Origin of the sequence: Streptomyces sp. NPDC001980, from assembly GCF_040296885.1 — a bacterium.
Lineage (GTDB): Bacteria > Actinomycetota > Actinomycetes > Streptomycetales > Streptomycetaceae > Streptomyces.
Genome location: NZ_JBEOYD010000006.1, coordinates 162,159 through 182,140, shown reverse-complemented (window position 1 = coordinate 182,140; position 19,982 = coordinate 162,159). Strand labels below are relative to the sequence as shown.

Below are 19,982 nucleotides of genomic sequence, written 5' to 3'. Positions count from 1 at the left end.
GCACCATGCCCGAACAGTCCCAGTCCGTCCACGAGGCCCGTACCGCAGCCGCCGAGGCGCCCCCGGCCGGGGGCGTCAGCCGGCGCGCGCTGCTCGGCACCGCCGGGGCCACCGGGCTCGTGCTCGGCGCGGCGGGCGCGGGCGTCGGCTACGCGGCCGCCCCCGCCCAGGCCACTCCGCTCAGCTCGGTGGGCTCCGACCGGGCGATGTTTCACGGGAAACATCAGCCGGGCATCACCGAGGGCCTCCAGGCGCGCGGCCATCTCGTCGCCTTCGACCTGGCGGCAGGTGCGGGCCGCACCGAGGCCGCCGCGCTGCTGCGCCGCTGGTCGACGACGGCCGAGCGGCTGATGGCGGGCGAGCCGATGACGCAGGACGACACGGACGTGGCCCGGGACGCGGGTCCCTCCTCGCTGACGGTCACCTTCGGCTTCGGCAACAGCTTCTTCGCCCGTACCGGCCTGGAGAAGCAGCGGCCCTCCGCGCTGGACCCGCTGCCCGACTTCTCCTCCGACCACCTCGACAGGTCGCGCAGCAACGGCGACCTGTGGGTGCAGATCGGCGCCGACGACGCCCTGGTCGCCTTCCACGCCCTGCGCGCGATCCAGAAGGACGCGGGCAGCGCGGCGAAGGTCCGCTGGCAGATGAACGGCTTCAACCGCGCCCAGGGCGCCACCGCCCACCCCATGACGGCCCGCAACCTCATGGGCCAGCTGGACGGCACCCGCAACCCGAAGCCGACGGACTCGGACTTCGACCAGCGGATCTTCGTGCCGTCGAGCGGTTCGAGCGACCCCGCGTGGATGGCGAACGGCTCCTACGCCGTCGTACGCCGGATCCGCATGCTCCTCGACGACTGGGAGAAGCTGTCCGTCGCGGCCCAGGAGAACGTGATCGGGCGGAAGAAGTCGAACGGGGCGCCGCTGACCGGGGGCACCGAGACGACGGCGATGGACCTGGACAAGGCCAGGGCGGACGGGGAGTACGTCGTTCCGATCAACGCGCACGCCCGGATCACCCGGCCCGACCAGAACGGGGGCGCGGCGATCGTGCGGCGCCCGTTCTCGTACCACGACGGCATCGACGCGGACGGGACGCCGGACGCGGGGCTGCTCTTCGTCTGCTGGCAGGCGGATCCGCTGCGCGGCTTCGTGCCGCTGCAGCGGAAGCTGGACCGCGGGGACGCGCTGTCGCAGTACATCCGGCACGAGGCGAGCGGCCTGTTCGCGGTACCGGGCGGTGCGGCCGCCGGGGAGTATGTGGGGCAGCGGCTGCTGGAGGGGTGATATCCGCTTGCCGCAGCGTTACCGCAGTGGTTTCTGATCACTATTGGTGCGTTTCCGGGTTTCAAACCACCCGGTCGAGTGGATCCGATGAGACAAGTGAGCCGCGTCTCCCTGCGCCCATTAGGGTGAGGGACATGCCAGCGAGCTATGCGTATCTCGGTCCCGAAGGCACCTTCACCGAAGTCGCCCTGCGCACGCTTCCGGAGGCCGCCACCCGGGAGCTCATCCCGTACGTCTCCGTGCAGTCCGCGCTGGACGCCGTACGCAACGGCGAGGCCGAGGCCGCGTTCGTGCCGATCGAGAACTCCGTCGAGGGCGGGGTCACCACGACCCTCGACGAGCTGGTCGCGGGCAAGCCGCTGATGATCTACCGCGAGGTGCTGCTGTCGATCACCTTCGCGCTGCTGGTCCGCCCCGGCACCAAGCTCTCCGAGATCAAGACGGTGACCGCCCACCCGGTCGCCCAACCGCAGGTCCGCAACTGGCTGCGGGCCCACCTCCCGGACGCCGTCTGGGAGTCCGCCGCCTCGAACGCGGACGGTGCCCGCCTGGTCCAGGAGGGCCGTTACGACGCCGCCTTCGCGGGCGAGTTCGCGGCCGAGCGGTACGGCCTGGAGGCCCTGGAGACCGAGATCCACGACGCGGAGAACGCGCAGACCCGGTTCGTCCTGGTCGGCCGCCCGGCCCGGCCCGCGGCCCGGACCGGCGCGGACAAGACCTCGGTCGTGCTCTGGCAGAACGACGACCACCCCGGCGGGCTGCGCGACCTGCTCGGCGAGTTCGCCACCCGGGGCATCAACCTCATGCTGCTGCAGTCCCGGCCGACCGGCGCCGGCATCGGCAACTACTGCTTCTGCATCGACGCCGAGGGCCACATCTCCGACCGGCGGGTGGCGGAGGCCCTGATGGGGCTGAAGCGGATCTGCCGCCAGGTGCGGTTCCTGGGCTCCTACCCGCGGGCGGATGTCAGGCCGGGCGAGACCGTGGGGCCCACGCTGCCGGGGACCTCGGACGAGGAGTTCGTCGCGGCCTCGGACTGGGTGGCGCGCTGCCAGGACGGCCGCTTCTAACCGGTCGTACTCTCATATCTTCGTTATCCACAGGGGTTATCCACAGGCGCCCAACTCGACCTGGGGACAAGTCGACAGCGACGCGTGAGTCTGTCGACAAATCGCCCTACGAGCCACCGGCACGACCCCGCTCGCTCACATCACCCTTCGTCCACCTGTTTCCCATGGTTCATCTTTTGGAGCGATGCCTTTCCACTCGAAAGAGGGTGTTGTCCCGGTTTGATGCGGGAATTCCTCTCTTCACGCGCCGCTCGCGGAGTGATCGATTCCGAAGTCCACACTCCATCCACACACCCTGTGGATAACTTTCGGGAGGGTGTGGATTCCTGTGGACAACCGCACCCCCAAGTCCCGCTCTCCACAAGGGAATCCAGTCAACCGCAGGCCGCACGCTTGCCCCGTCCCAGGGAGTGAGACACTTTTTATTGACACGCTCGGCAATTCCCCCATAACGGAACGTAAGCCACGATTCGGAACACGTGCGAATAGTGATTCGTGGGGGGCAACCCCGCACCGGTAGCCTTGGCTCCGTGATTGACCTTCGCCTGCTCCGTGAGGACCCCGACCGTGTGCGCGCGTCCCAGCGCGCCCGTGGAGAGGACGTCGCGCTCGTCGACGCCCTCCTCTCTGCCGACGAGCGGCGCAGGTCCTCCGGCGTCCGCTTCGACGAGCTGCGCAACGAGCAGAAGTCGCTCGGCAAGCTCATCCCCAAGGCCGCCGGTGACGAGAAGGCCGAGCTGCTGAAGAAGGCCGGCCAGCTCGCCGCCGACGTCAAGACCGCCGACGCCGAGCGCGACGCGGCCGACGCCGAGACCCATGAGCTGCTGCTCAGGCTCGGCAACCTCGTCCACCCCGACGTGCCCGTCGGCGGCGAGGAGGACTTCGTCACCCTCGAGGAGCACGGCACGATCCGTGACTTCGGCGCCGAGGGCTTCGAGCCCAAGGACCACCTGGAGCTGGGCCAGCTGCTCGGCGCGATCGACGTCGAGCGCGGCGCCAAGGTCTCCGGCTCCCGCTTCTACTTCCTGACCGGTGTCGGCGCCCTGCTGGAGCTGGCGCTCGTCAACGCGGCGATCGCCCAGGCCACCGAGGCAGGCTTCACGCCGATGCTGACCCCGGCGCTGGTCCGCCCGCAGTCCATGGCGGGCACCGGCTTCCTCGGCCAGGCGGCCCAGGACGTCTACCACCTCGACAAGGACGACCTCTACCTGGTCGGCACGTCCGAGGTGCCGCTCGCCGCGTACCACATGGACGAGATCATCGAAGCGGATCGCCTGCCCCTCCGTTACGCCGGTTTCTCGCCCTGCTTCCGCCGCGAGGCCGGCTCGCACGGCAAGGACACCAAGGGCATCTTCCGCGTCCACCAGTTCGACAAGGTGGAGATGTTCTCCTACGTCGCCCCCGAGGACTCGGAGGCGGAGCACCAGCGTCTGCTGGCCTGGGAGAAGCAGTGGCTGACCTCGCTGGAGCTGCCGTTCCGGGTGATCGACGTCGCCACCGGTGACCTCGGCGCCTCGGCCGCCCGCAAGTTCGACTGCGAGGCGTGGATCCCGACGCAGGGCAAGTACCGCGAGCTGACCTCGACGTCGGACTGCACCGAGTTCCAGTCCCGCCGGCTGTCGATCCGGGTCCGCGACGGCAAGCAGGTCAAGCCGCTGGCCACGCTCAACGGCACGCTGTGCGCCGTACCGCGCACCATCGTGGCGATCCTGGAGAACCACCAGCAGGCCGACGGTTCGGTGTACGTGCCCGAGGTGCTGCGCCCGTACCTGGGCGGCCGGGAGGTCCTGGAGCCGGTGTCCCGGTGAGCTTCCCCTACGGGCTCATCGCCACCGACCTCGACGGGACGCTGCTGCGCTCCGACGAGTCGATCTCGCAGCGCACCCGTGACGCGCTCGCCGCGGCCACCGCGGCGGGCGCCACGCACATCGTCGTCACCGGCCGCGGGGCCCCCTGGACCCGGCACATCCTCGACGACCTCGGCTACGAGGGCCTCGCCGTGTGCGCCCAGGGGGCGCAGGTGTACGACGCCGGGGCGCACCGCCTGCTGACGTCCGTGACACTGGACCGGCAGCTGGCCGGGGTCGCCCTCGCGAAGATCGAGGCCGAGGTCGGCCCGCTGTACCTGGCGGCGAGCCGTGACGGCCTCGACGGCGACGTGCTGGTGGGGCCGGGGTACGCGGTGACGGGCCATCTTCCGTCGACCCCCTTCACGGACGTGGCCGACCTCTGGGCGGCCCCGCTGAACAAGATCTACATACAGCACCCGGATCTGTCCGACGACGAGCTCGCGGAAGCGGCGCGGCAGGCGGCCGGGGGCTTTGTCACGGTGGCCATGGCGGGCGCGGGAATCGTCGAGTTGCTGCCCCTGGGGCTGTCGAAAGCGACGGGCCTCTCGCTGGCCGCGCGTCGGCTGGGCCTCAAGTCCGCCGACACGATCGCCTTCGGCGACATGCCGAACGACATCCCGATGTTCGCCTGGGCGGCTCGGGGAGTGGCCATGGCCAATGCTCACGGGGAGCTGAAGGCTGTGGCGGACGAGGTGACGTCCTCCAACGAGGAGGACGGGATCGCGGTGGTGCTGGAGCGTCTGCTCGGCTGAGGTTGTCGGTTGGCTGCTGGTGCGTGGGGGCTGATCGCGCAGTTCCTCCCCCAGCGCCCCTGAAGGGGCGCTACAGCCGGGGCGTCTTGAATGTCTTGCGGAGGATGCACGAATCGAACGTGCGCGGGCGTTTCAGGCCCGACCTTGGCTTAGCAAGCCAGTGCCTTACCACTCGGCCAATCCTCCGGGTGGGCGGCCCACGCGAGAGCGACCATCGCGTGCTCGAAGCGGCCGCCCCGGGCAGCTACACGGCGATCCGCCTACGGCTGCCCTGACGGGAGCGGGACGTACTGTCGTGCATGGACATCGTCCGGCTCCTCTCCCAGATGGTGGGGTGACACAACAACTGTGCCTTTGAGCCGAGTTGGCCGCCACTGATTTAACAGGCGCCCACTGCACGCGCCCCTTCAGGGGCGCTGGGGGGAACTGCGCGACCAGCCCCCACCGGCCCGCAGTTGCCCCACAACCTCACCGGCGCCACCACTTGCGCCGCCCCTTGCTGAAGAACCACCCGGCGGGCGGCTCGTCCGACCGCCACGGCTGAGGTTCCGGCGCCTCCGCGCGCCACTTCGCGGCCAGCATCCGCGCTCGCGCGGACGGTTCCGCCGCTCCCGCCGACCGTATGAAGTCCTCGTCCAGCACCACGCCGTCCCAGTCTGCGTCGGCGTCCCGGAAACCCTCAGCCATCCCCGTTCCTCTCCACGGAACATCCCCTTTGCCCAGTGTGCCCGGACCCGGGTGAAGCCCCCGTCAGTAAAGCGGGCGTCTACTCCTCGCCCGCCAGCGTCAGCGAGCGCAGCTTCTGGCCGGCGTACCAGGTGGCCAGGACGGTCACCGCGACCAGCAGCACCGTGCCCGTCGTCAGGGACACGTCGGACGTGATCAGGTCGCCGCCGGTCACCTTGTGGGCGACCGCCAGGGACCACTGCTGGACGCTCAGCGTCCGCGCTCCGGGGACCAGGGAGCCGAACAGGGCCTCCCAGACCAGGGCGTAGACGAGCCCGAAGACCACCGCGTGCCGCGACACCGTGCCGAGCAGCAGGAAGAGCGCGGCGTAGGCGATGGAGGCGACCAGCGCGGCGACCGTGTAGGCGACGGCGATCTGCTGGCCGTTGCCGTTGAGGATGAAGCCCGCGATCAGCGTCGGCAGGGCCGAGAAGACCATCGTCACGGCGATCGCCACGATCAGCTTGGTGAAGATGATCGTGGGCCGTTTGATCGGCTTGGACAGCAGGTACACCACCGAGCCGTCGTCGATCTCCGGGCCGATCGCGCCCGTGCCGGCGATGACGCCGATGATCGGCACCATGGTGGCGAGCCCGAGACCGCCGAGCAGGTCGGCGGCCGTCTGGTCGTCGGCGCCCGCGAGGCCGCGGACGACGACGGAGATCGCGATCAGCAGCAGGGGCAGCGCGCCCAGGATGAGGGCCCGACGGCGGCCGAGCAGGGCTCGGTAGGTGAGCCGGGCGACTGTGGGGTCGTACATCTTCGGCCTCCTACGCCGCGACCAGATACGAGAACACGGATTCGAGGGACTCGTCGGACGGCGAGACCGTGTGCAGCCGGATGCCGTGGTCGCGGGCGACCTTGGGCAGCAGGGCGGTGAAGCGGCCGAAGTCGACGGCCTGGATGCGCAACGCGCCCTCGGCGAGGTCGACTTCGATGCCCGAGGTGGAGGGGTCGGCGATGAGGGCGGCCGCGAGGGCGCGGTCGTCGCTGGAGCGGACCAGGTAGCGGTGCGGGCGGTCGGTCATCAGGCGGCGGATCTTGCGGAAGTCGCCGCTGGCCGCGTGCCGTCCGGCGACCACGACCTCGATGTGCCAGGCGAGTTGCTCGACCTCTTCGAGGATGTGGGAGGAGAACAGGACCGTGCGGCCCTCGTCGCCCATGCGCCGCAGCAGTTCCATGAGCTGCATGCGCTGGCGCGGGTCCATGCCGTTGAAGGGCTCGTCGAGGAGGAGCAGCGACGGGTCGTGGACCAGGGCGGACGCCATCTTCACGCGCTGGCGCATGCCCTTGGAGTACGTGGAGATCTTGCGGTCCTGCGCGTACTCCATCTCGACCGTGGCGAGGGCCTTCTGGGCCGCCTTGGCGCCGAGGCCGTGCAGCTCGGCGTTGGCGACGACGAATTCGCGGCCGGTGAGGAAGTCGTACATCGCCTCGCGCTCGGGGACGATGCCGATGTGCTTGTAGATGGCCTCGTTGCGCCAGGTCGGCTGCCCGTCGAGGGTGACTGTGCCGGTGGAGGGGGCGAGGAAGCCGCCCATCATGTTGATGAGGGTGGACTTGCCGGCGCCGTTGGGGCCGAGGAGGCCGGTGACGCCGGGGCCGATGGTCATGGTGATGTCGTTGACGGCCACCACGTTGCCGAACCAGCGGGAGACGTGGTCGATGGAGAGCGTGGTCACAGTCCCACCTTCTTGTAGCGGCGCAGCAGAAGGCCGTAGCAGGCGGCGATGAGGCCGAGGACGACGAGCAGGTACACCGCGCCCTGGGCGTGGGAGGGGCCGTCGCCGCCCGGGAAGGTGTTGGTGCCTCCGAGGAGGGCGGTGCTCAGGCCGCCGATCAGGGTGACCGGCGAGAACAGGCCGATCCACGCGATGGCGCCGGTGCTGCCCTGGGAGTCGGCGATGGCCTGGAGGGTGGAGACCGCGCCGTAGGAGATGGTCAGTACGGCGATCACGGCGGCGATGCCGAAGCCGCGGCGCGGGGTGACGGACGCGATGACCAGGCCGATGCCGGCGAAGAGGAGGGACAGCAGGGCCACCGAGACCAGTCCCTGGCCGAACCCCTTGCTCTGGTGGGCGAAGTCCATCTTGGAGAGCAGGGCGCCCACGTACAGCACGACCAGCGGAGCGCCGGTCAGGATGAACATCGCGGAGGCCAGGGCCGCGAACTTGGCCTGGACGTAGTCGGCGGTCTCGATGGGCCGCGAGAAGTACAGCGGGATGGTCTTGAAGCGCAGGTCGCGGGAGACGGCCTGGGGTGCCTGCGAGGCGACGTACAGGCTGATGACGGCCTGCATGATGATCGCGTACCGCGTGTAGGTCACCGGCAGGTCGTGCGCCTTGGTGGCGACGGCCACGGCGACCATGATGGCCGCCGGCACGCACATCACCGCGAACAGCAGCATCGGCAGCACCTTGGACTTCACCGAGCGGCCGAGGCCGTAGGAGCCGCGCAGGGTCTGCGAGTAGAGGGACAGGCGGGCGTACGCGCGGCCCAGGCGCGGGCCGTCGTAGCCGCGGTAGCCGATGTCGTGGATGCGGGACTGGTCACCCGGTACCGCGATGGGCTGGTCAACCGCCATGGACGGTCGCCTCCTTCCGCTGCTCGTCGTCGCTGGTGAAGACCTCGGAGATGTGGTGCCGGCGCTGTTCCATGCGCACCAGGCCGAGGCCGAGGTCGGCGACGACGTCGCGGACGAGGTCGTACGTCTCCTCGCCCTGGGCGGTGAGCAGCAGGATGTGGCCGGCGCCGGGGAGGCCGCCGCCCTCGTTGTCCGTCTCCACCCCGCGCGCGTGGAGCGCGTCGCGCACCGCGTGGGTGCCGTCCGGGTGCTCGTCGCTGTCGGTGACCTCGATGGCGAGAGTCGTCGTGGACTGCGTGAAGTCGGTGGTGGAGCTGGAGCGCAGCAGCTGGCCGCCGTCGACGACGACCACGTGGTCGCAGGTGCGTTCCAGTTCGCCGAGCAGGTGCGAGGTGACCAGGACCGAGATGCCGAAGTCGGTGTGGATGCGGCGGATCAGGCCGAGCATCTCGTCACGGCCGACCGGGTCGAGGCCGTTGGTCGGCTCGTCGAGGAAGACCAGCTGCGGGTCGTGCACCAGGGCCTGGGCGAGCTTCACGCGCTGCTTCATGCCGGTCGAGTAGCCGCCGATGGGGCGGTACCGCTCCTCGTAGAGCCCGACGTGGCGCAGGGTGTCGGCGGTGCGCTCGCGGGCGGCCGCGGGCGGCAGGCCGGACATGCGGGCCATGTGCACGACGAACTCGGTGGCCGAGACGTCGGGCGGCAGGCAGTCGTGCTCCGGCATATAACCCACGCGCTCGCGGATGGCGGCGCCCTTGGTCGCGACGTCGAGGCCGAGCACTTCGGCACGGCCCTCGGTCGCGGGGGACAGACCCAGCAGGATCTTGATCAGGGTGGACTTGCCGGCGCCGTTGGCTCCGACGAGTCCGGTCACACCGGGTCCGATGTCCACGGACAGCCGGTCAAGCGCGGTCACCCGGGGGAACCGCTTGCTCAGGCTTTCGGTCGCGATCACAGTCACGTCATAGAAGGTAGTGACCCGCGCCACTGCGGTCGTCAGACCTTGGAGCCGTCTTCACGTCACTCTCGAGTATTACGGGGCCCTAGGGGATCCCCTGCCTGAGAGCTACGCGGAGTTATCCACAGGCCTTGGTTGCGCTATTGACGTCGCCTCTAACAACTGTCACATTCACCAGTGTCAAGTTACGGGCACGTACCGCAGTCGACGGAGACGGGGACGGGGCGGATGACGACGGCAGTGGCATCGAAGGAAGAACGCGCCGCGGAGCTCAAGGGTTTCCGGCGGGTGCAGCGGCTCGCGTACGAGTGCGCGGAGTCGGTCGCGGCCCGGCTGGAGCCGGGGATCACCGAGCGCGAGGCGGCCCGGATGCAGCGCGAGTGGCTGCGTGCCCGGGGCGTGCGGGACTGGTTCCACCTCCCCTTCGCCTGGTTCGGCGACCGCACGGCGTTCACGGACTTCCGCATACCGCTGCAGTTCTTCCCGACCGACCGCCGGCTGGCGCCCGGCATGCCGTTCATCCTGGACCTGGCCCCGGTGTACGAGGGCTGCACGGCCGACATCGGCTACTCGGGCTCCCTCGGGCCCAACCCCGTGCAGGACCGGCTGATGGCCGACCTGGAGGCGCACCGGGAGCTGATCCTGCGCGAGGTGCGCGAGCGGCGCCCGCTGCGCGAGATCTACGAGGACGTGGACCGCCTCATGGTCCGCCAGGGCTACGCCAACCGGCATCGCGCGTACCCCTTCGGGGTGATCGCCCACAAGGTGGACCGGGTGAAGCAGCGCCGCTGGTCACCGCACCTCTTCGGGTTCGGCACCCAGTCCCTGAAGGGCCTGGCGGCCGACGCGCTGCACGGCCACCGCGAGGGCTGGTCGCCCCTGTGGTCGCCGTACCGCTTCTCCGACCACCCGCCCACGCCGGGCCTGTGGGCGGTCGAACCGCACCTCGGTTTCCGCGGTACGGGCGCCAAGTTCGAGGAGATCCTCGTGGTCACCGACTCCCGGGACCCCGAGCAGAGCGCCTTCTGGCTGGACGACGATCTGCCGCACGTGCGGCGCTGGGCGGAGGACAAGTGACGGAGATCGAAGGCGCGCGCGAGCGCCGGGTACGTACCGGCGGCGTCGACCTGTGCGTGGCGGAGCTGGGCGACCCGGCGGACCCGACGGTCGTCCTGGTCCACGGCTACCCGGACAGCAAGGAGGTCTGGTCCGAGGTCGCGCTCCGTCTCGCCGGCCGCTTCCACGTCGTCCTGTACGACGTCCGCGGCCACGGCCGCTCCACCGCCCCGAAACCCCTGCGCGGGGGCTTCACCCTCGCCAAGCTCACGGACGACTTCCTGGCGGTGATCGACGAGGTCAGCCCGGACCGCCCGGTGCACCTCGTCGGCCACGACTGGGGCTCTGTGCAGTCCTGGGAGTTCGCCACGGTGGGGCGCACGGAGGGCCGTATCGCCTCCTTCACGTCGATGTCCGGGCCGTCCCTGGACCACTTCGGGCACTGGATCAACGCGCGCGTGCGGCGCCCGACCCCCCGCCGGGTGGGCCAGCTCCTCGGCCAGGGCGCCAAGTCCTGGTACGTGTACCTGCTGCACACCCCCGCCCTGCCCGAACTGGCCTGGCGCGGCCCTCTCGGCAAGGCCTGGCCGAGGATCCTGCAACGGGCCGAGAAGCTCCCCGCGGGGGACTACCCCACGTCCTCCCTGCCCTCCGACGCGGCACACGGCGCCTGGCTGTACCGCGACAACGTACGGACCCGGCTGCGCCGCCCGCGCGAGGACGCGCACGCGCACGCGCCCGTGCAGCTCATCACGCCCCTCGGCGACGCGTTCCTCTCCGAGCGGCTCTACGACGACCTGGAGCGCTGGGTGCCCCGGCTCACCCGCCGCACCCTGCCCGACAAGCACTGGATCCCGCGCACCCGGCCGGACCAGGTGGCGGCCTGGATCGAGGAGTTCGTGAGGTCGGTGGAAGACGGCCCGGGGTCGGAGCCGAAGCCCGCCGACCGCCATGCCCAGCGGTTCGGCGGCCAGTTGGTCCTGGTCACCGGCGCGGGCAGCGGCATCGGGCGGGCGACGGCGTTCGCGTTCGCGGAGGCGGGCGCGCGGGTGGTGGCGGTGGACCGGGACGCGGAGGCGGCGGCCCGCACCGCCGAGCTGTCCCGGCTGGTCGGCGCGGCGGACGCGTGGGCGGAGACGGCCGACGTCTCCGACGAGCAGGCCATGGAGAAGCTCGCGGAGAAGGTCCACCGCGAGTACGGCGTTCTGGACGTGCTGGTCAACAACGCGGGCATCGGCCTGTCCGGCTCCTTCTTCACGACGACGACGGAGGACTGGCGGCGGGTCCTGGACGTCAACCTCTGGGGTGTGATCCACGGTTGCCGCCTCTTCGGGGCCCGGATGGCGGACCGCGCACAGGGCGGCCACATCGTGAACGTCGCGTCGGCGGCGGCCTACCAGCCCTCCCGCGCCCTGCCGGCCTACAGCACCTCCAAGGCGGCGGTCCTGATGCTGTCCGAATGCCTGCGCGCCGAACTCGCCGCCCAGCGCATCGGGGTGACGGCGATCTGCCCCGGCTTCATCAACACCAACATCACGTCGACGGCCCGCTTCACCGGGGTCGACGAGGAGGAGCAGCGCCGCAGGCAGCAGCGCTCGGCCCGGCTGTACGGCATGCGCAACTACCCGCCGGAGAAGGTGGCTTCGGCAATCCTGGAGGCGGTGGAAAACAACCGCGCGGTGGTGCCGGTGACACCGGAGGCGCGGGGGGCGCGGTGGCTGTCGCGGGTGGCGCCGGGAGTGTTGAGGAGGATCGCAAGGGTGGAGCCGAAGTTGTAGAGGGTCGTCGTCCAACTGCGGGCCGGTGGGGACCGATCGCGCAGTTCCTCCCCCAGCCCCCACCCAGCCGCACCAGCCAAGGAACCCCACATGACCGACCCCCCGGCCACCCCCGCCTACCGCATAGAAGACCTGGCCCACCTCTCCCACACCACCGTCCGCACCATCCGCGCCTACCAGGACAAGGGCCTCCTCCCCCGCCCCGAACGCCACGGCCGCGCCAACCTCTACTCCGACGTCCACCTCACCCGCCTCCACCAGATCGCCGACCTCCTCTCCCGTGGCTACACCCTCGCCTCCATCAAGGAGTTGCTCGACGCCTGGGACACCGGCCGCGGCCTGGCCGGCGTCCTCGGGCTCGTCACCGAGGCCGAGGGCCCCTGGACCGACGAGGAGCCGGTGCGCCTGACCCGCGCCGATCTGGACGCCCGCTTCGGCGGCACCCCCGACGACGCGGCCGTGGCCGAGGCCGTGGCACTCGGCGTACTGGAACCGGTGGCCGGCGACCCCGGCTCCTTCCTCGTCCCGAGCCCCCAAGAGCTCGCCGTGGCAGCCGAGTTGTACGCGGCCGGTGTCCCCCTCCTCGCGATCTCGGAGCACCTGCGGGAGTTGAGGCTCCAGGTCGAGCACATCGCGGCCCGTTTCCTGGAGTTCACCACCGAGCACGTCTTCGCCCGCTACCTCGACGACCCCGACCACCGCACCGACGCCGGTGCGGCCGAAGCGGCCTCGCTCGTACGCCGCCTGCGTCCCCTGGCCCGGCAGACGGTGGACGCCGAACTGGCCCGCGCCATGCGCCTGTTCGCGACCCGCGAGGTACGTCGGCAGCTCGGTGCCGGGGAGCAGCCGAAAGCCCCGGACGAGACACGCCCCGTGTCCCTCCCCGCCGACACGATTCAGGCCGTACGCCGCCTCGTTGGCCCGGCCCGCATCGCGGACTTCATCGCACTCGCGGCCGAACGCGAGGTCAGGGCACGTCACTTGGACGCCCTCGCCGCACATCACAGCCCTGTTAACGATCTTGACGAAACACCGCGAACTGCCAAGTAGTTGTCCACAACTCGGCCAATTTCCTTGTGGATAACCGCACTTGGTTGTGGATCAAACCTGCGACGAAAAATATCTGCGTGATCCGCGTCTCGCCCGGCACGCTGGTGGCATGAACGCGAGACACAACGAAGGAGCACAGGACGAGCGGCGCACCGTGAAGGTGTCGAAGTACCTCTCGAAACACCTGCGCCACCAGCCCGAACGCATCGGGCTCAGCCTGGACGAGGCGGGCTGGGTGGAGATCGACACGCTGCTCGCGGCGGCAGCGGCGCACGGTTTCCCGGTCAGCCGCGAGGAACTGGACCACGTCGTCGCCGTCAACGACAAGCAGCGGTTCGCGATCGAAGGCACCCGGATCCGCGCCAGCCAGGGCCACAGCATCGACGTCGACCTCGGACTGCCCTCGGCGACCCCGCCGCCGTACCTCTACCACGGCACCGTCGCACGCAGCCTGGACGCGATCCGGAGTGAGGGCCTCAGGCCGATGAACAGGCACGACGTGCATCTGTCGGCGGACCGGGAGACCGCGACGCGGGTCGGTGCCCGGCGCGGACGCCCGGTCGTGCTGTCGGTCGACGCGGCCGCGATGCACCGGGACGGGCACGTCTTCCACCTCAGCGCGAACGGGGTGTGGCTGACGCGGGCGGTACCGACGCGTTACCTGCGCTTCCCCGATCCGCACTGACCACGGCATCATGAGTGGTATGGACCATTCCGAGCGCCGGGAACACCAGGAGTACCTTCCGACCACCGAGGCGGCCGTCGCCGCACTCCACGCGGTCGCGGCCGAACACGGACGCGAGATCGAGGTCACGCACGACATCGGTGCCGATCAGACCTCGCGGCGCAGCGCGGCGGGCTTCGGGGTCACCACGGACCCGGACGGTTCGCTGCCGCACGAGGCGTACGCCGAGTTCGGCGGCCTGCCCCGGGTGAGCGTGCGGCTCTTCCCGGAGGGCGACGCGCTGATCACCGTCGAGAGCGTGGATTTCCACGACGTCCCGCGCGACGACGTGCCCGCCTTCCTGCACTCCGTCTTCGGCGGCCTGGCCCACGTCCGGGGCCGCCGCTTCCCGCCCACGGCCTCGCTGGTCGTACCGCTGCCCGGAGACCGCACGTACCGGGAGCACCTGGCCGCGTACCTGCTCACGCCGTGGCTGAGCAGCCGCATACGCTGACCATTTCGGCCGTTGCCGGTGGGGCCCCTCGGTCAACCTCACCGTGATCCGTGTCGTGTCCGCCATGACCCGCCCGCCGTGCGGGAGTCCGCACGGCTGAGGCGCTGCCGCCCCGTCGGCGCACCGGCCGTCCGCACACGAACAGCTATTCTGAGGCCCGAATCAGACCAGGTGAGAGGAAGTCCAGGTGGCGGGTCCGACTGCGCTGAACTCGGTGATCGACGGCAAGGAGACGGCCGGAAGTGATGTCACCTACGAGTCTCGCAACCCAGCGCGCCTGAGCGACCTCGTCGCCGAGGTCCGGCTGGCCGACGCAGAGACCTTCCAGGATGCCTGTGCGGCGGCACGGCGGGCACAGCACGAGTGGGCGCGGGTACCGGCCCCCGTGCGCGGACAGGTGGTCGGTGCCTTCGGCCGGCTGGTGCAGGCGAACAAGGAGAGCCTTGCCCGCCTGGTCACCCGTGAGGTGGGCAAGCCGTACGCCGAGGCGCTGGGCGAAGTCCAGGAGATCATCGACACCTGCGAGTTCTTCCTCGGCGAGGGCCGGCGCCTGTACGGGCACACGGTTCCGTCCGAGATGCCCGACAAGCAGCTGTTCACCTACCGGATGCCCGTCGGGGTGGCGGTCATCGTGACCGCGGGGAACTTCCCGGTGGCGGTCCCGTCGTGGTACCTGGCCCCGGCTCTCCTGTGCGGCAACGCGGTGGTGTGGAAGCCCGCCGAGTACGCCGCGGCGACGGCGCGCGCCCTGGCCGAACTCGCCTGGCGGGCGGGTGTGCCGGCCGGAGTCCTCAACCTGGTCTACGCGGACGGCGAGACGACGTCCGCGGGGCTCGACGCCGCGCTGGGCCGCGGTCTGGTGGACAAGGTCGGATTCACGGGTTCGACCCTGGTCGGCCGGACGATCGGCGAGCTGTGCGGTCGGCACCTACAGACGCCGTGCCTGGAACTGGGCGGCAAGAACCCGATGGTCATCGCGCCCGACGCGGATCTGGACCTGGCCGTGCAGGCCGCGCTGTTCTCCGGGTACGGCACGGCGGGGCAGCGCTGCACCTCGCTGGGCACCGTCATCGCGCACGAGGACGTGCACGACGAGTTCGTGCGCCGGTTCGCCGAGGCGGTGCGGGGCGCACCGGTGGGCGAGCCGTCCGCCGGCGTCGTCTACGGCCCGCTGCTGGACGCGAAGTTCGCGCGCTCCTACGAGGACACGCTGGGCTGGATCGCCGGCCACCACACGGTGCTCGGTTCGAGCGCCGTCGGCAGGATCACGGCCGAGTCGCCCCGCGAGGGCTTCGTAGGCGACCCGTCGGACGGTCTGTACTACCACCCGGTGCTGGTGGACGGCGTCCGCCCCACGGACCGGATCTTCCTGGAGGAGACCTTCGGGCCGATCGTCGGGGTCACCACCTACCGGACCCTCGACGAGGCGATCGAGCTCGCCAACACTCCCGGGTACGGCCTCTCCGCCGCCGTCTGGACCCAGGACCCGGCCACCGCGTTCCGCTTCCGGCAGGGCGTCGGTGCCGGAATGGTCAGCGTGAACAACTCCACCTCCGGCGCCGAGGCGCACCTTCCGTTCGGAGGGAACGGCAAGTCCGGCAACGGCAGCCGCCAGTCCGGGGTCTGGGTGCTCGACCAGTTCACCCGGTGGCAGTCGGTGAACTGGGACTTCTCCGGTTCCCTGCAGAAGGCCCAGATGGATGTGGCGACCGTGGAAGCCGACCTGACCTACCGGCTTCCGGCCGCCTGGACCGAGGCCTGAGACGGCCGGTGGCACCGGCGGGGATGGTCGTACCACCGCCGCCGGCGCCACCGCCGTACCGGACGTGATTCAGGACCGCTGGTCCTTCCAGGTGCGCTGGACGACCGTCCGCGCGTCGCCCATCGTCCACTTCGGCAACGCCGCGAGGGCCCGTTTCGCGTCCTTCCCCGTCTGCAGGAACACCTGGTCGACCTGGATCCGTACCGGTCCGGAACGGTTGACGGTCACCGTGTCGCCGTCGAACCGGCCCACGACGTCGACGACCGCCTCGCCGCCGTCGAAGGACCGCCCGTCGACGGAGACGCCGGAGCCCGTCACCGTGACACGGATCAGCTGGGCGCCGTTCGCGCCGATCCTGATGCGGATCGGCGCGGTCGTTCCGGCGGTGTCGAAAGCGACGGTCCCGGACGGTACGGACACCGTCCGTGCCGTGAGCGCGCCGCCCCGGACCGGCAGCCCGGAATCTTTCCCGACCTGGTCCAGGACGCCCAGTTTCTGGGGCGTGAGGTAGTCCCTGCCCTCGAGTTCGATCCGCGCGTCCTTGCTCCCGGTCTGCTCCTGGAACAGGCTGACCAGCTTGGGGTGCGCGGCGTCGTAGGGCGAGACCAGTCCGACGATCAGCAGTCCGCAGGCGACGAACGCCGTCAGGGCGAGGCCGGTCCGACGTGGCGGCCGGCCGGCGTGCATCGCGAACGGCGCGACGACCAGTGACAGCGGGACGGCGACCACGGCGGCGGCCACCGCGATCACGGCGTCCATCGGTATCGCCGTGGGCAGCCGGCCCATCATCGGGATCGCCAGCCCGAACAGCTCCTGGGTGAACTGCGCGATCAGCACGAACGACACGAACATCGTCACCAGCGGCGGCACAGCCCGCCAGCGGCCCGGCAGCACCAGGACCAGGGCGATCGACACGACCAGCAGCGCCGAGCTGACCCACAGCAGATAGCCGGGCCCCACCCCGAGCCAGGCGGTGAGCACACCGAGCACGCCGGTCGCCGACGCGTTGCCCAGCAGGGCCGTACGGGCCGCCGCGCCCGGGCGGGCCGAGCCGCGGCGAGCGCGCCGGCGCTGCAGCAGGAGCTGGGGGGCCAGCGCCGCGAGGACGGTGACGGGCAGCGGCACCAGGTAGACCAGCCACGGGTGCGCGAACCAGGCGTGCGGGCCGATCAGGGACTGCGCGCCGCCCACCAGGGCGCCCGCGAGCACGGCCGCCGGAACGCCCAGCAGCGCGGCGCCCGCGGTGGCGGCCACCTGCCCGGGCCGCAGGTGCCAGACCCGGCAGGCCCGCCAGGCGAGCCCGGCCAGGGCGAGCAGCAGCACGAGCGTGCCGATCCTCGTGAGCAGCGGGTCGAGCGTCACCCACCACCGCGACAGCACGTCGAAGTAGTACGGGGCGGGTGCGCTGCTCACGTCCGCGGTTCCGGTCACCTTCGAGGCGATGTGCACGGTCAGGTCGGTGACCGCCTGCGCCGAGCCCGGGTCGATGCGGTCGACCCGGTCGTTCGGGGTGTGGTACCAGTAGCCGTTCTCGAACAGCGCGTAGTCGAGACCGGACCAGCCCTGCGCGCGCCACACATGGCTGTCGGTGTCCGAGTTGATGAGCCCCGCCTGGAACAGCCACTGGCCGAGGACCGACCCGTACGGCCGTGACGTGGTGCCCACCAGGTCGATCAGCCTGCCGTCGTCCTCGCCCGCCTGGAAGAGGATGGGCAGTCCGCCCGACCCGGCGGCCTCGAGGTTGAGGAACCAGCGGACCTGCTTCGCCCAGGGGTGCTGGGTGAAGGCGTCCGCACCGGTGAGCCCGACCTCCTCGCCACCGTTGAACAGGTAGATGACCGTGCGGTGGTGCTCCTTGCCGGCCAGTTGCCGGGCCGCCTGGAGCACCGCGCCGACGTTGACGCCGTCGTCGGCGGCTCCGGGTCCTTCCATCGCCGAGTCGACGTGGACGTTCACGAGCAGGGCGTCGTCACTGTCGCCGGGCTGGCGGGCGATCACGTTCTCGACGCTGTAGTCGACGTTCCGGTCGGTGTAGTGGTACGAGCCCGAAGCGCGCTGCCGTTGTACTTCGAGGCCCGGGATGGTCCTGAGCTCGCGGGAGACGGCGTCCAGCCCCTTCTCCAGCTGCGGGCTCGCGGCGACGTGCGGGCCGAGGTCCTGCAACTGCTGGGCCGTGGCCAGCGCGCCACGGCCGGCCGCCCGGTCGGGGGACGGCCGGGTCGCCCAGTGCGCGAGCGAGAAGGAGACGGCCAGCAGCAGGCCCACGGCTGCCCAGGTGGCGGCGAACCGCCCCGCACGCAGCCGCCGCGCGCCGGGCTCGGCCGGTGCCGACGTCTCCGTACGGCTTATGACACTGGTCATTCGTCTGTCCCCCGGGTTTCTCTCACGTCCCGCCAGAACGTGCGCAGTTCGCGTTCGACCGTCTCCGGGTGTTCGAGGGTGAGGGCGTGCGCGGCGTCCGGCACCGTGACGAGCGTGGCCTGCGGGCAGGCGCTCTCGATGGCCTGTGCCATGGCCTGGAAGCCGACGGCGTCCGCGTCCCCGACGAGCACCCGGACCGGGCAGCGGATCCCGGACAGCCGGGTGGCCGCGGGTTCGGGTTTCACGAAGTCCGGGGTGTCGCGCTGCTGCTGGTAGTTGAGGCGCGACATCTCGGCGACCGCCGTGCGCACGGCGGCGCGCTCCGCCGCCGGTGCGCGCCCCGGACCGTCGACGAACAGCCGTACCTCGTGCGCGATGAGCTCCTCGACGGACCACGAGTCCTCGGCGGCCTCGATCGCGTCGAACAGCGGGCGTTCGTCGTCCGCGACCGGGGCGTCGAAACCCGAGATGTCGGGGGCGAGCAGGAACAGCCCCCGGACCCGGCGGGGATGCGCCAGCGCGAAGTCGATCGCCAGTCGCGCCCCTCGTGACTCTCCCACCAGGACCGCGGACTCCAGCCCGTAGGCGTCCAGAACGCTCGCGAGATCGTCGATGTCGGAGAACTCGCCGTCAAGGGTCGTCGTGGACCCGCCGAAGCAGCGGCAGTCGTAGGCGACGGCGAACATCTCCTCGCGCAGCGCCCGCATCAGCGGGGACCACATCTGCGCGTGGGCGATGCCGGAGTGGATCATGATGGCGGCGGGGGCGGCCGGTGCGCCGCTGCTGTGGGCCCGGAGAGACCCGCCCGGAACTGCGATCGTTCGCGTCTGCATGTATTCATCCTCCGATCGGCTGCTGATGGCAGGCGATCACGAAACCGGCAACTTCTTCGACCTGGTCCAGCAGATACATGTGGCCGCCCTGCCACATCCGGGTGCGGCAGCCGTCGTCCGACTCCTCGGCCCAGGCCGCGAGGCCTTCGGCGGGCACCGCGGCGTCGTCGGTGCCGCCCAGGGCGAACACCGGGGCCGAGAGCTTCGGGCCCCGGCGGTACCGGTAGCCCATCGCCATCCGGTAGTCGGCGCGCAGACCGGGCATGACGAGCTCCAGCAACTCGGGCTGCCGGAAGAACTCCTCCGGTGCCACACCGTGCGAACGGAGGCTGGCGAGGATCTCCGCGTCCGTGGGTACGGGCCGGTCCGGCAGCGTCCGCGGTGCCGTCATCCCGGACACGGCCAGACAGCGGACCGGGTGCGGGCCCTGCTGAAGGCGGCGGGACAGTTCGAACGCGACCAGCGCGCCGAAACTGTGCCCGAACAGGGTGGTCGGGCGGTCGTCCGAGCGGAGCTCGTCGGCCAGGGTGCCGACGAGCAGCTCCATGTCCTCCACCGGCGCTTCCAGCATCCGCTGTTCGCGGGCGGGGAGGTCCGGTGCCCACAACTCCACCTCAGGGGAGAGCCACTTGGTCCAGCTCTCGTAGATGGTCCCGTTGCCGCCCGCGTAGGGCAGGCAGACGAGGCGGCTGGTGCCGACACCGGCGTTGAGTTGTCTGAGCAACGTCATGACGGCCG

18 protein-coding genes and 1 tRNA gene are annotated in these 19,982 nt (G+C 70.8%); 10 read left to right on the top strand and 9 right to left on the bottom strand.

The window, feature by feature from the left end; all coding sequences use genetic code 11:
- The first annotated feature begins 5 nt into the window (after positions 1 to 5).
- From efeB to ABT137_RS11610, 4 genes are all read left to right on the top strand, one after another.
- Positions 6 to 1,286 carry an iron uptake transporter deferrochelatase/peroxidase subunit gene (gene efeB, locus ABT137_RS11625; protein WP_351706206.1) on the top strand — a complete coding sequence of 427 codons (1,281 nt, stop codon included), beginning with the start codon at positions 6 to 8 and terminating at the stop codon, positions 1,284 to 1,286.
- A gap of 134 nt (positions 1,287 to 1,420) precedes the next feature.
- Positions 1,421 to 2,356: a prephenate dehydratase gene (gene pheA / locus ABT137_RS11620; protein ID WP_351706203.1), complete on the top strand. Its 936-nt coding sequence runs from the start codon at positions 1,421 to 1,423 to the stop codon at positions 2,354 to 2,356.
- A 530-nt stretch (positions 2,357 to 2,886) separates the two neighbouring features.
- Positions 2,887 to 4,164, top strand: coding sequence for a serine--tRNA ligase (gene serS / locus ABT137_RS11615; RefSeq protein WP_351706200.1), 1,278 nt, complete (start codon positions 2,887 to 2,889; stop codon positions 4,162 to 4,164).
- Positions 4,161 to 4,958, top strand: a complete 798-nt coding sequence (locus ABT137_RS11610) for an HAD family hydrolase (protein ID WP_351706197.1) — start codon at positions 4,161 to 4,163, stop codon at positions 4,956 to 4,958. Before serS ends, ABT137_RS11610 begins: the two co-directional genes overlap by 4 nt.
- 98 nt (positions 4,959 to 5,056) lie before the next feature.
- On the opposite strand, the gene ABT137_RS11605 is transcribed toward ABT137_RS11610, so the two are convergent.
- The 6 genes from ABT137_RS11605 to ABT137_RS11580 all read right to left on the bottom strand — a co-directional run bounded on the left by ABT137_RS11605 (position 5,057) and on the right by ABT137_RS11580 (position 9,223).
- Positions 5,057 to 5,144, bottom strand: a tRNA-Ser gene (locus ABT137_RS11605).
- 282 nt (positions 5,145 to 5,426) lie between these two features.
- Positions 5,427 to 5,645 (bottom strand): SGM_3592 family protein, encoded by a 219-nt coding sequence (locus ABT137_RS11600; protein WP_351706194.1) that lies wholly within the window; start codon positions 5,643 to 5,645, stop codon positions 5,427 to 5,429.
- Positions 5,646 to 5,724: 79 nt separating this feature from the next.
- On the bottom strand, positions 5,725 to 6,444 hold the full coding sequence (locus ABT137_RS11595) for an ABC transporter permease subunit (protein WP_351706191.1): 720 nt from the start codon (positions 6,442 to 6,444) through the stop codon (positions 5,725 to 5,727).
- A gap of 10 nt (positions 6,445 to 6,454) precedes the next feature.
- Positions 6,455 to 7,366, bottom strand: coding sequence for an ABC transporter ATP-binding protein (locus tag ABT137_RS11590; RefSeq protein WP_351706188.1), 912 nt, complete (start codon positions 7,364 to 7,366; stop codon positions 6,455 to 6,457).
- Positions 7,363 to 8,268: an ABC transporter permease subunit gene (locus ABT137_RS11585; RefSeq protein WP_351706185.1), complete on the bottom strand. Its 906-nt coding sequence runs from the start codon at positions 8,266 to 8,268 to the stop codon at positions 7,363 to 7,365. The genes ABT137_RS11590 and ABT137_RS11585 overlap by 4 nt, the downstream gene beginning before the upstream one ends.
- Positions 8,258 to 9,223: an ABC transporter ATP-binding protein gene (locus ABT137_RS11580; protein ID WP_351706641.1), complete on the bottom strand. Its 966-nt coding sequence runs from the start codon at positions 9,221 to 9,223 to the stop codon at positions 8,258 to 8,260. The genes ABT137_RS11585 and ABT137_RS11580 overlap by 11 nt, the downstream gene beginning before the upstream one ends.
- 231 nt (positions 9,224 to 9,454) lie before the next feature.
- Between ABT137_RS11580 and ABT137_RS11575 the strand changes: the two genes are divergently transcribed.
- From ABT137_RS11575 to ABT137_RS11550, 6 genes are all read left to right on the top strand, one after another.
- On the top strand, positions 9,455 to 10,303 hold the full coding sequence (locus tag ABT137_RS11575; protein WP_351706182.1) for a M24 family metallopeptidase: 849 nt from the start codon (positions 9,455 to 9,457) through the stop codon (positions 10,301 to 10,303).
- Entirely contained in the window at positions 10,300 to 12,060 is a 1,761-nt protein-coding gene (locus ABT137_RS11570; protein WP_351706179.1) for an SDR family oxidoreductase, read from the top strand. Before ABT137_RS11575 ends, ABT137_RS11570 begins: the two co-directional genes overlap by 4 nt.
- Positions 12,061 to 12,150: 90 nt before the next feature.
- Entirely contained in the window at positions 12,151 to 13,110 is a 960-nt protein-coding gene (locus tag ABT137_RS11565; RefSeq protein ID WP_351706176.1) for a MerR family transcriptional regulator, read from the top strand.
- Positions 13,111 to 13,219: 109 nt separating this feature from the next.
- The gene (locus ABT137_RS11560; protein ID WP_351706173.1) at positions 13,220 to 13,795 is read left to right on the top strand and encodes an RNA 2'-phosphotransferase; all 576 of its coding nucleotides are present in this window, start codon (positions 13,220 to 13,222) and stop codon (positions 13,793 to 13,795) included.
- Between the two features lie 19 nt (positions 13,796 to 13,814).
- Positions 13,815 to 14,288 (top strand): hypothetical protein, encoded by a 474-nt coding sequence (locus ABT137_RS11555; RefSeq protein ID WP_351706170.1) that lies wholly within the window; start codon positions 13,815 to 13,817, stop codon positions 14,286 to 14,288.
- 187 nt (positions 14,289 to 14,475) lie between these two features.
- On the top strand, positions 14,476 to 16,050 hold the full coding sequence (locus ABT137_RS11550) for an aldehyde dehydrogenase family protein (RefSeq protein WP_351706167.1): 1,575 nt from the start codon (positions 14,476 to 14,478) through the stop codon (positions 16,048 to 16,050).
- 69 nt (positions 16,051 to 16,119) lie between these two features.
- On the opposite strand, the gene ABT137_RS11545 is transcribed toward ABT137_RS11550, so the two are convergent.
- From ABT137_RS11545 to ABT137_RS11535, 3 genes are read right to left on the bottom strand one after another with little or no spacing between them, the layout of a single operon-like run.
- A complete protein-coding gene (locus ABT137_RS11545) occupies positions 16,120 to 18,411 on the bottom strand; it encodes a M28 family peptidase (protein WP_351706164.1) in 2,292 nt (763 codons plus the stop codon).
- Positions 18,408 to 19,244, bottom strand: coding sequence for an alpha/beta fold hydrolase (locus ABT137_RS11540; protein ID WP_351706161.1), 837 nt, complete (start codon positions 19,242 to 19,244; stop codon positions 18,408 to 18,410). Before ABT137_RS11540 ends, ABT137_RS11545 begins: the two co-directional genes overlap by 4 nt.
- A 4-nt stretch (positions 19,245 to 19,248) precedes the next feature.
- Entirely contained in the window at positions 19,249 to 19,974 is a 726-nt protein-coding gene (locus ABT137_RS11535; RefSeq protein ID WP_351706158.1) for a thioesterase II family protein, read from the bottom strand.
- Positions 19,975 to 19,982: the final 8 nt, after the last annotated feature.

Bases quoted from the DNA above. Each gene is read 5' to 3' on its own strand.
- efeB (WP_351706206.1), top strand. From the start codon at position 6: ATGCCCGAACAGTCCCAGTCCGTCCACGAGGCCCGTACCGCAGCCGCC.
- pheA (WP_351706203.1), top strand. From the start codon at position 1,421: ATGCCAGCGAGCTATGCGTATCTCGGTCCCGAAGGCACCTTCACCGAA.
- ABT137_RS11600 (WP_351706194.1), bottom strand. From the start codon at position 5,645: ATGGCTGAGGGTTTCCGGGACGCCGACGCAGACTGGGACGGCGTGGTG.
- ABT137_RS11595 (WP_351706191.1), bottom strand. From the start codon at position 6,444: ATGTACGACCCCACAGTCGCCCGGCTCACCTACCGAGCCCTGCTCGGC.
- ABT137_RS11585 (WP_351706185.1), bottom strand. From the start codon at position 8,268: ATGGCGGTTGACCAGCCCATCGCGGTACCGGGTGACCAGTCCCGCATC.
- ABT137_RS11575 (WP_351706182.1), top strand. From the start codon at position 9,455: ATGACGACGGCAGTGGCATCGAAGGAAGAACGCGCCGCGGAGCTCAAG.
- ABT137_RS11565 (WP_351706176.1), top strand. From the start codon at position 12,151: ATGACCGACCCCCCGGCCACCCCCGCCTACCGCATAGAAGACCTGGCC.
- ABT137_RS11560 (WP_351706173.1), top strand. From the start codon at position 13,220: ATGAACGCGAGACACAACGAAGGAGCACAGGACGAGCGGCGCACCGTG.
- ABT137_RS11555 (WP_351706170.1), top strand. From the start codon at position 13,815: ATGGACCATTCCGAGCGCCGGGAACACCAGGAGTACCTTCCGACCACC.
- ABT137_RS11545 (WP_351706164.1), bottom strand. From the start codon at position 18,411: ATGACCAGTGTCATAAGCCGTACGGAGACGTCGGCACCGGCCGAGCCC.
- ABT137_RS11540 (WP_351706161.1), bottom strand. From the start codon at position 19,244: ATGCAGACGCGAACGATCGCAGTTCCGGGCGGGTCTCTCCGGGCCCAC.
- ABT137_RS11535 (WP_351706158.1), bottom strand. From the start codon at position 19,974: ATGACGTTGCTCAGACAACTCAACGCCGGTGTCGGCACCAGCCGCCTC.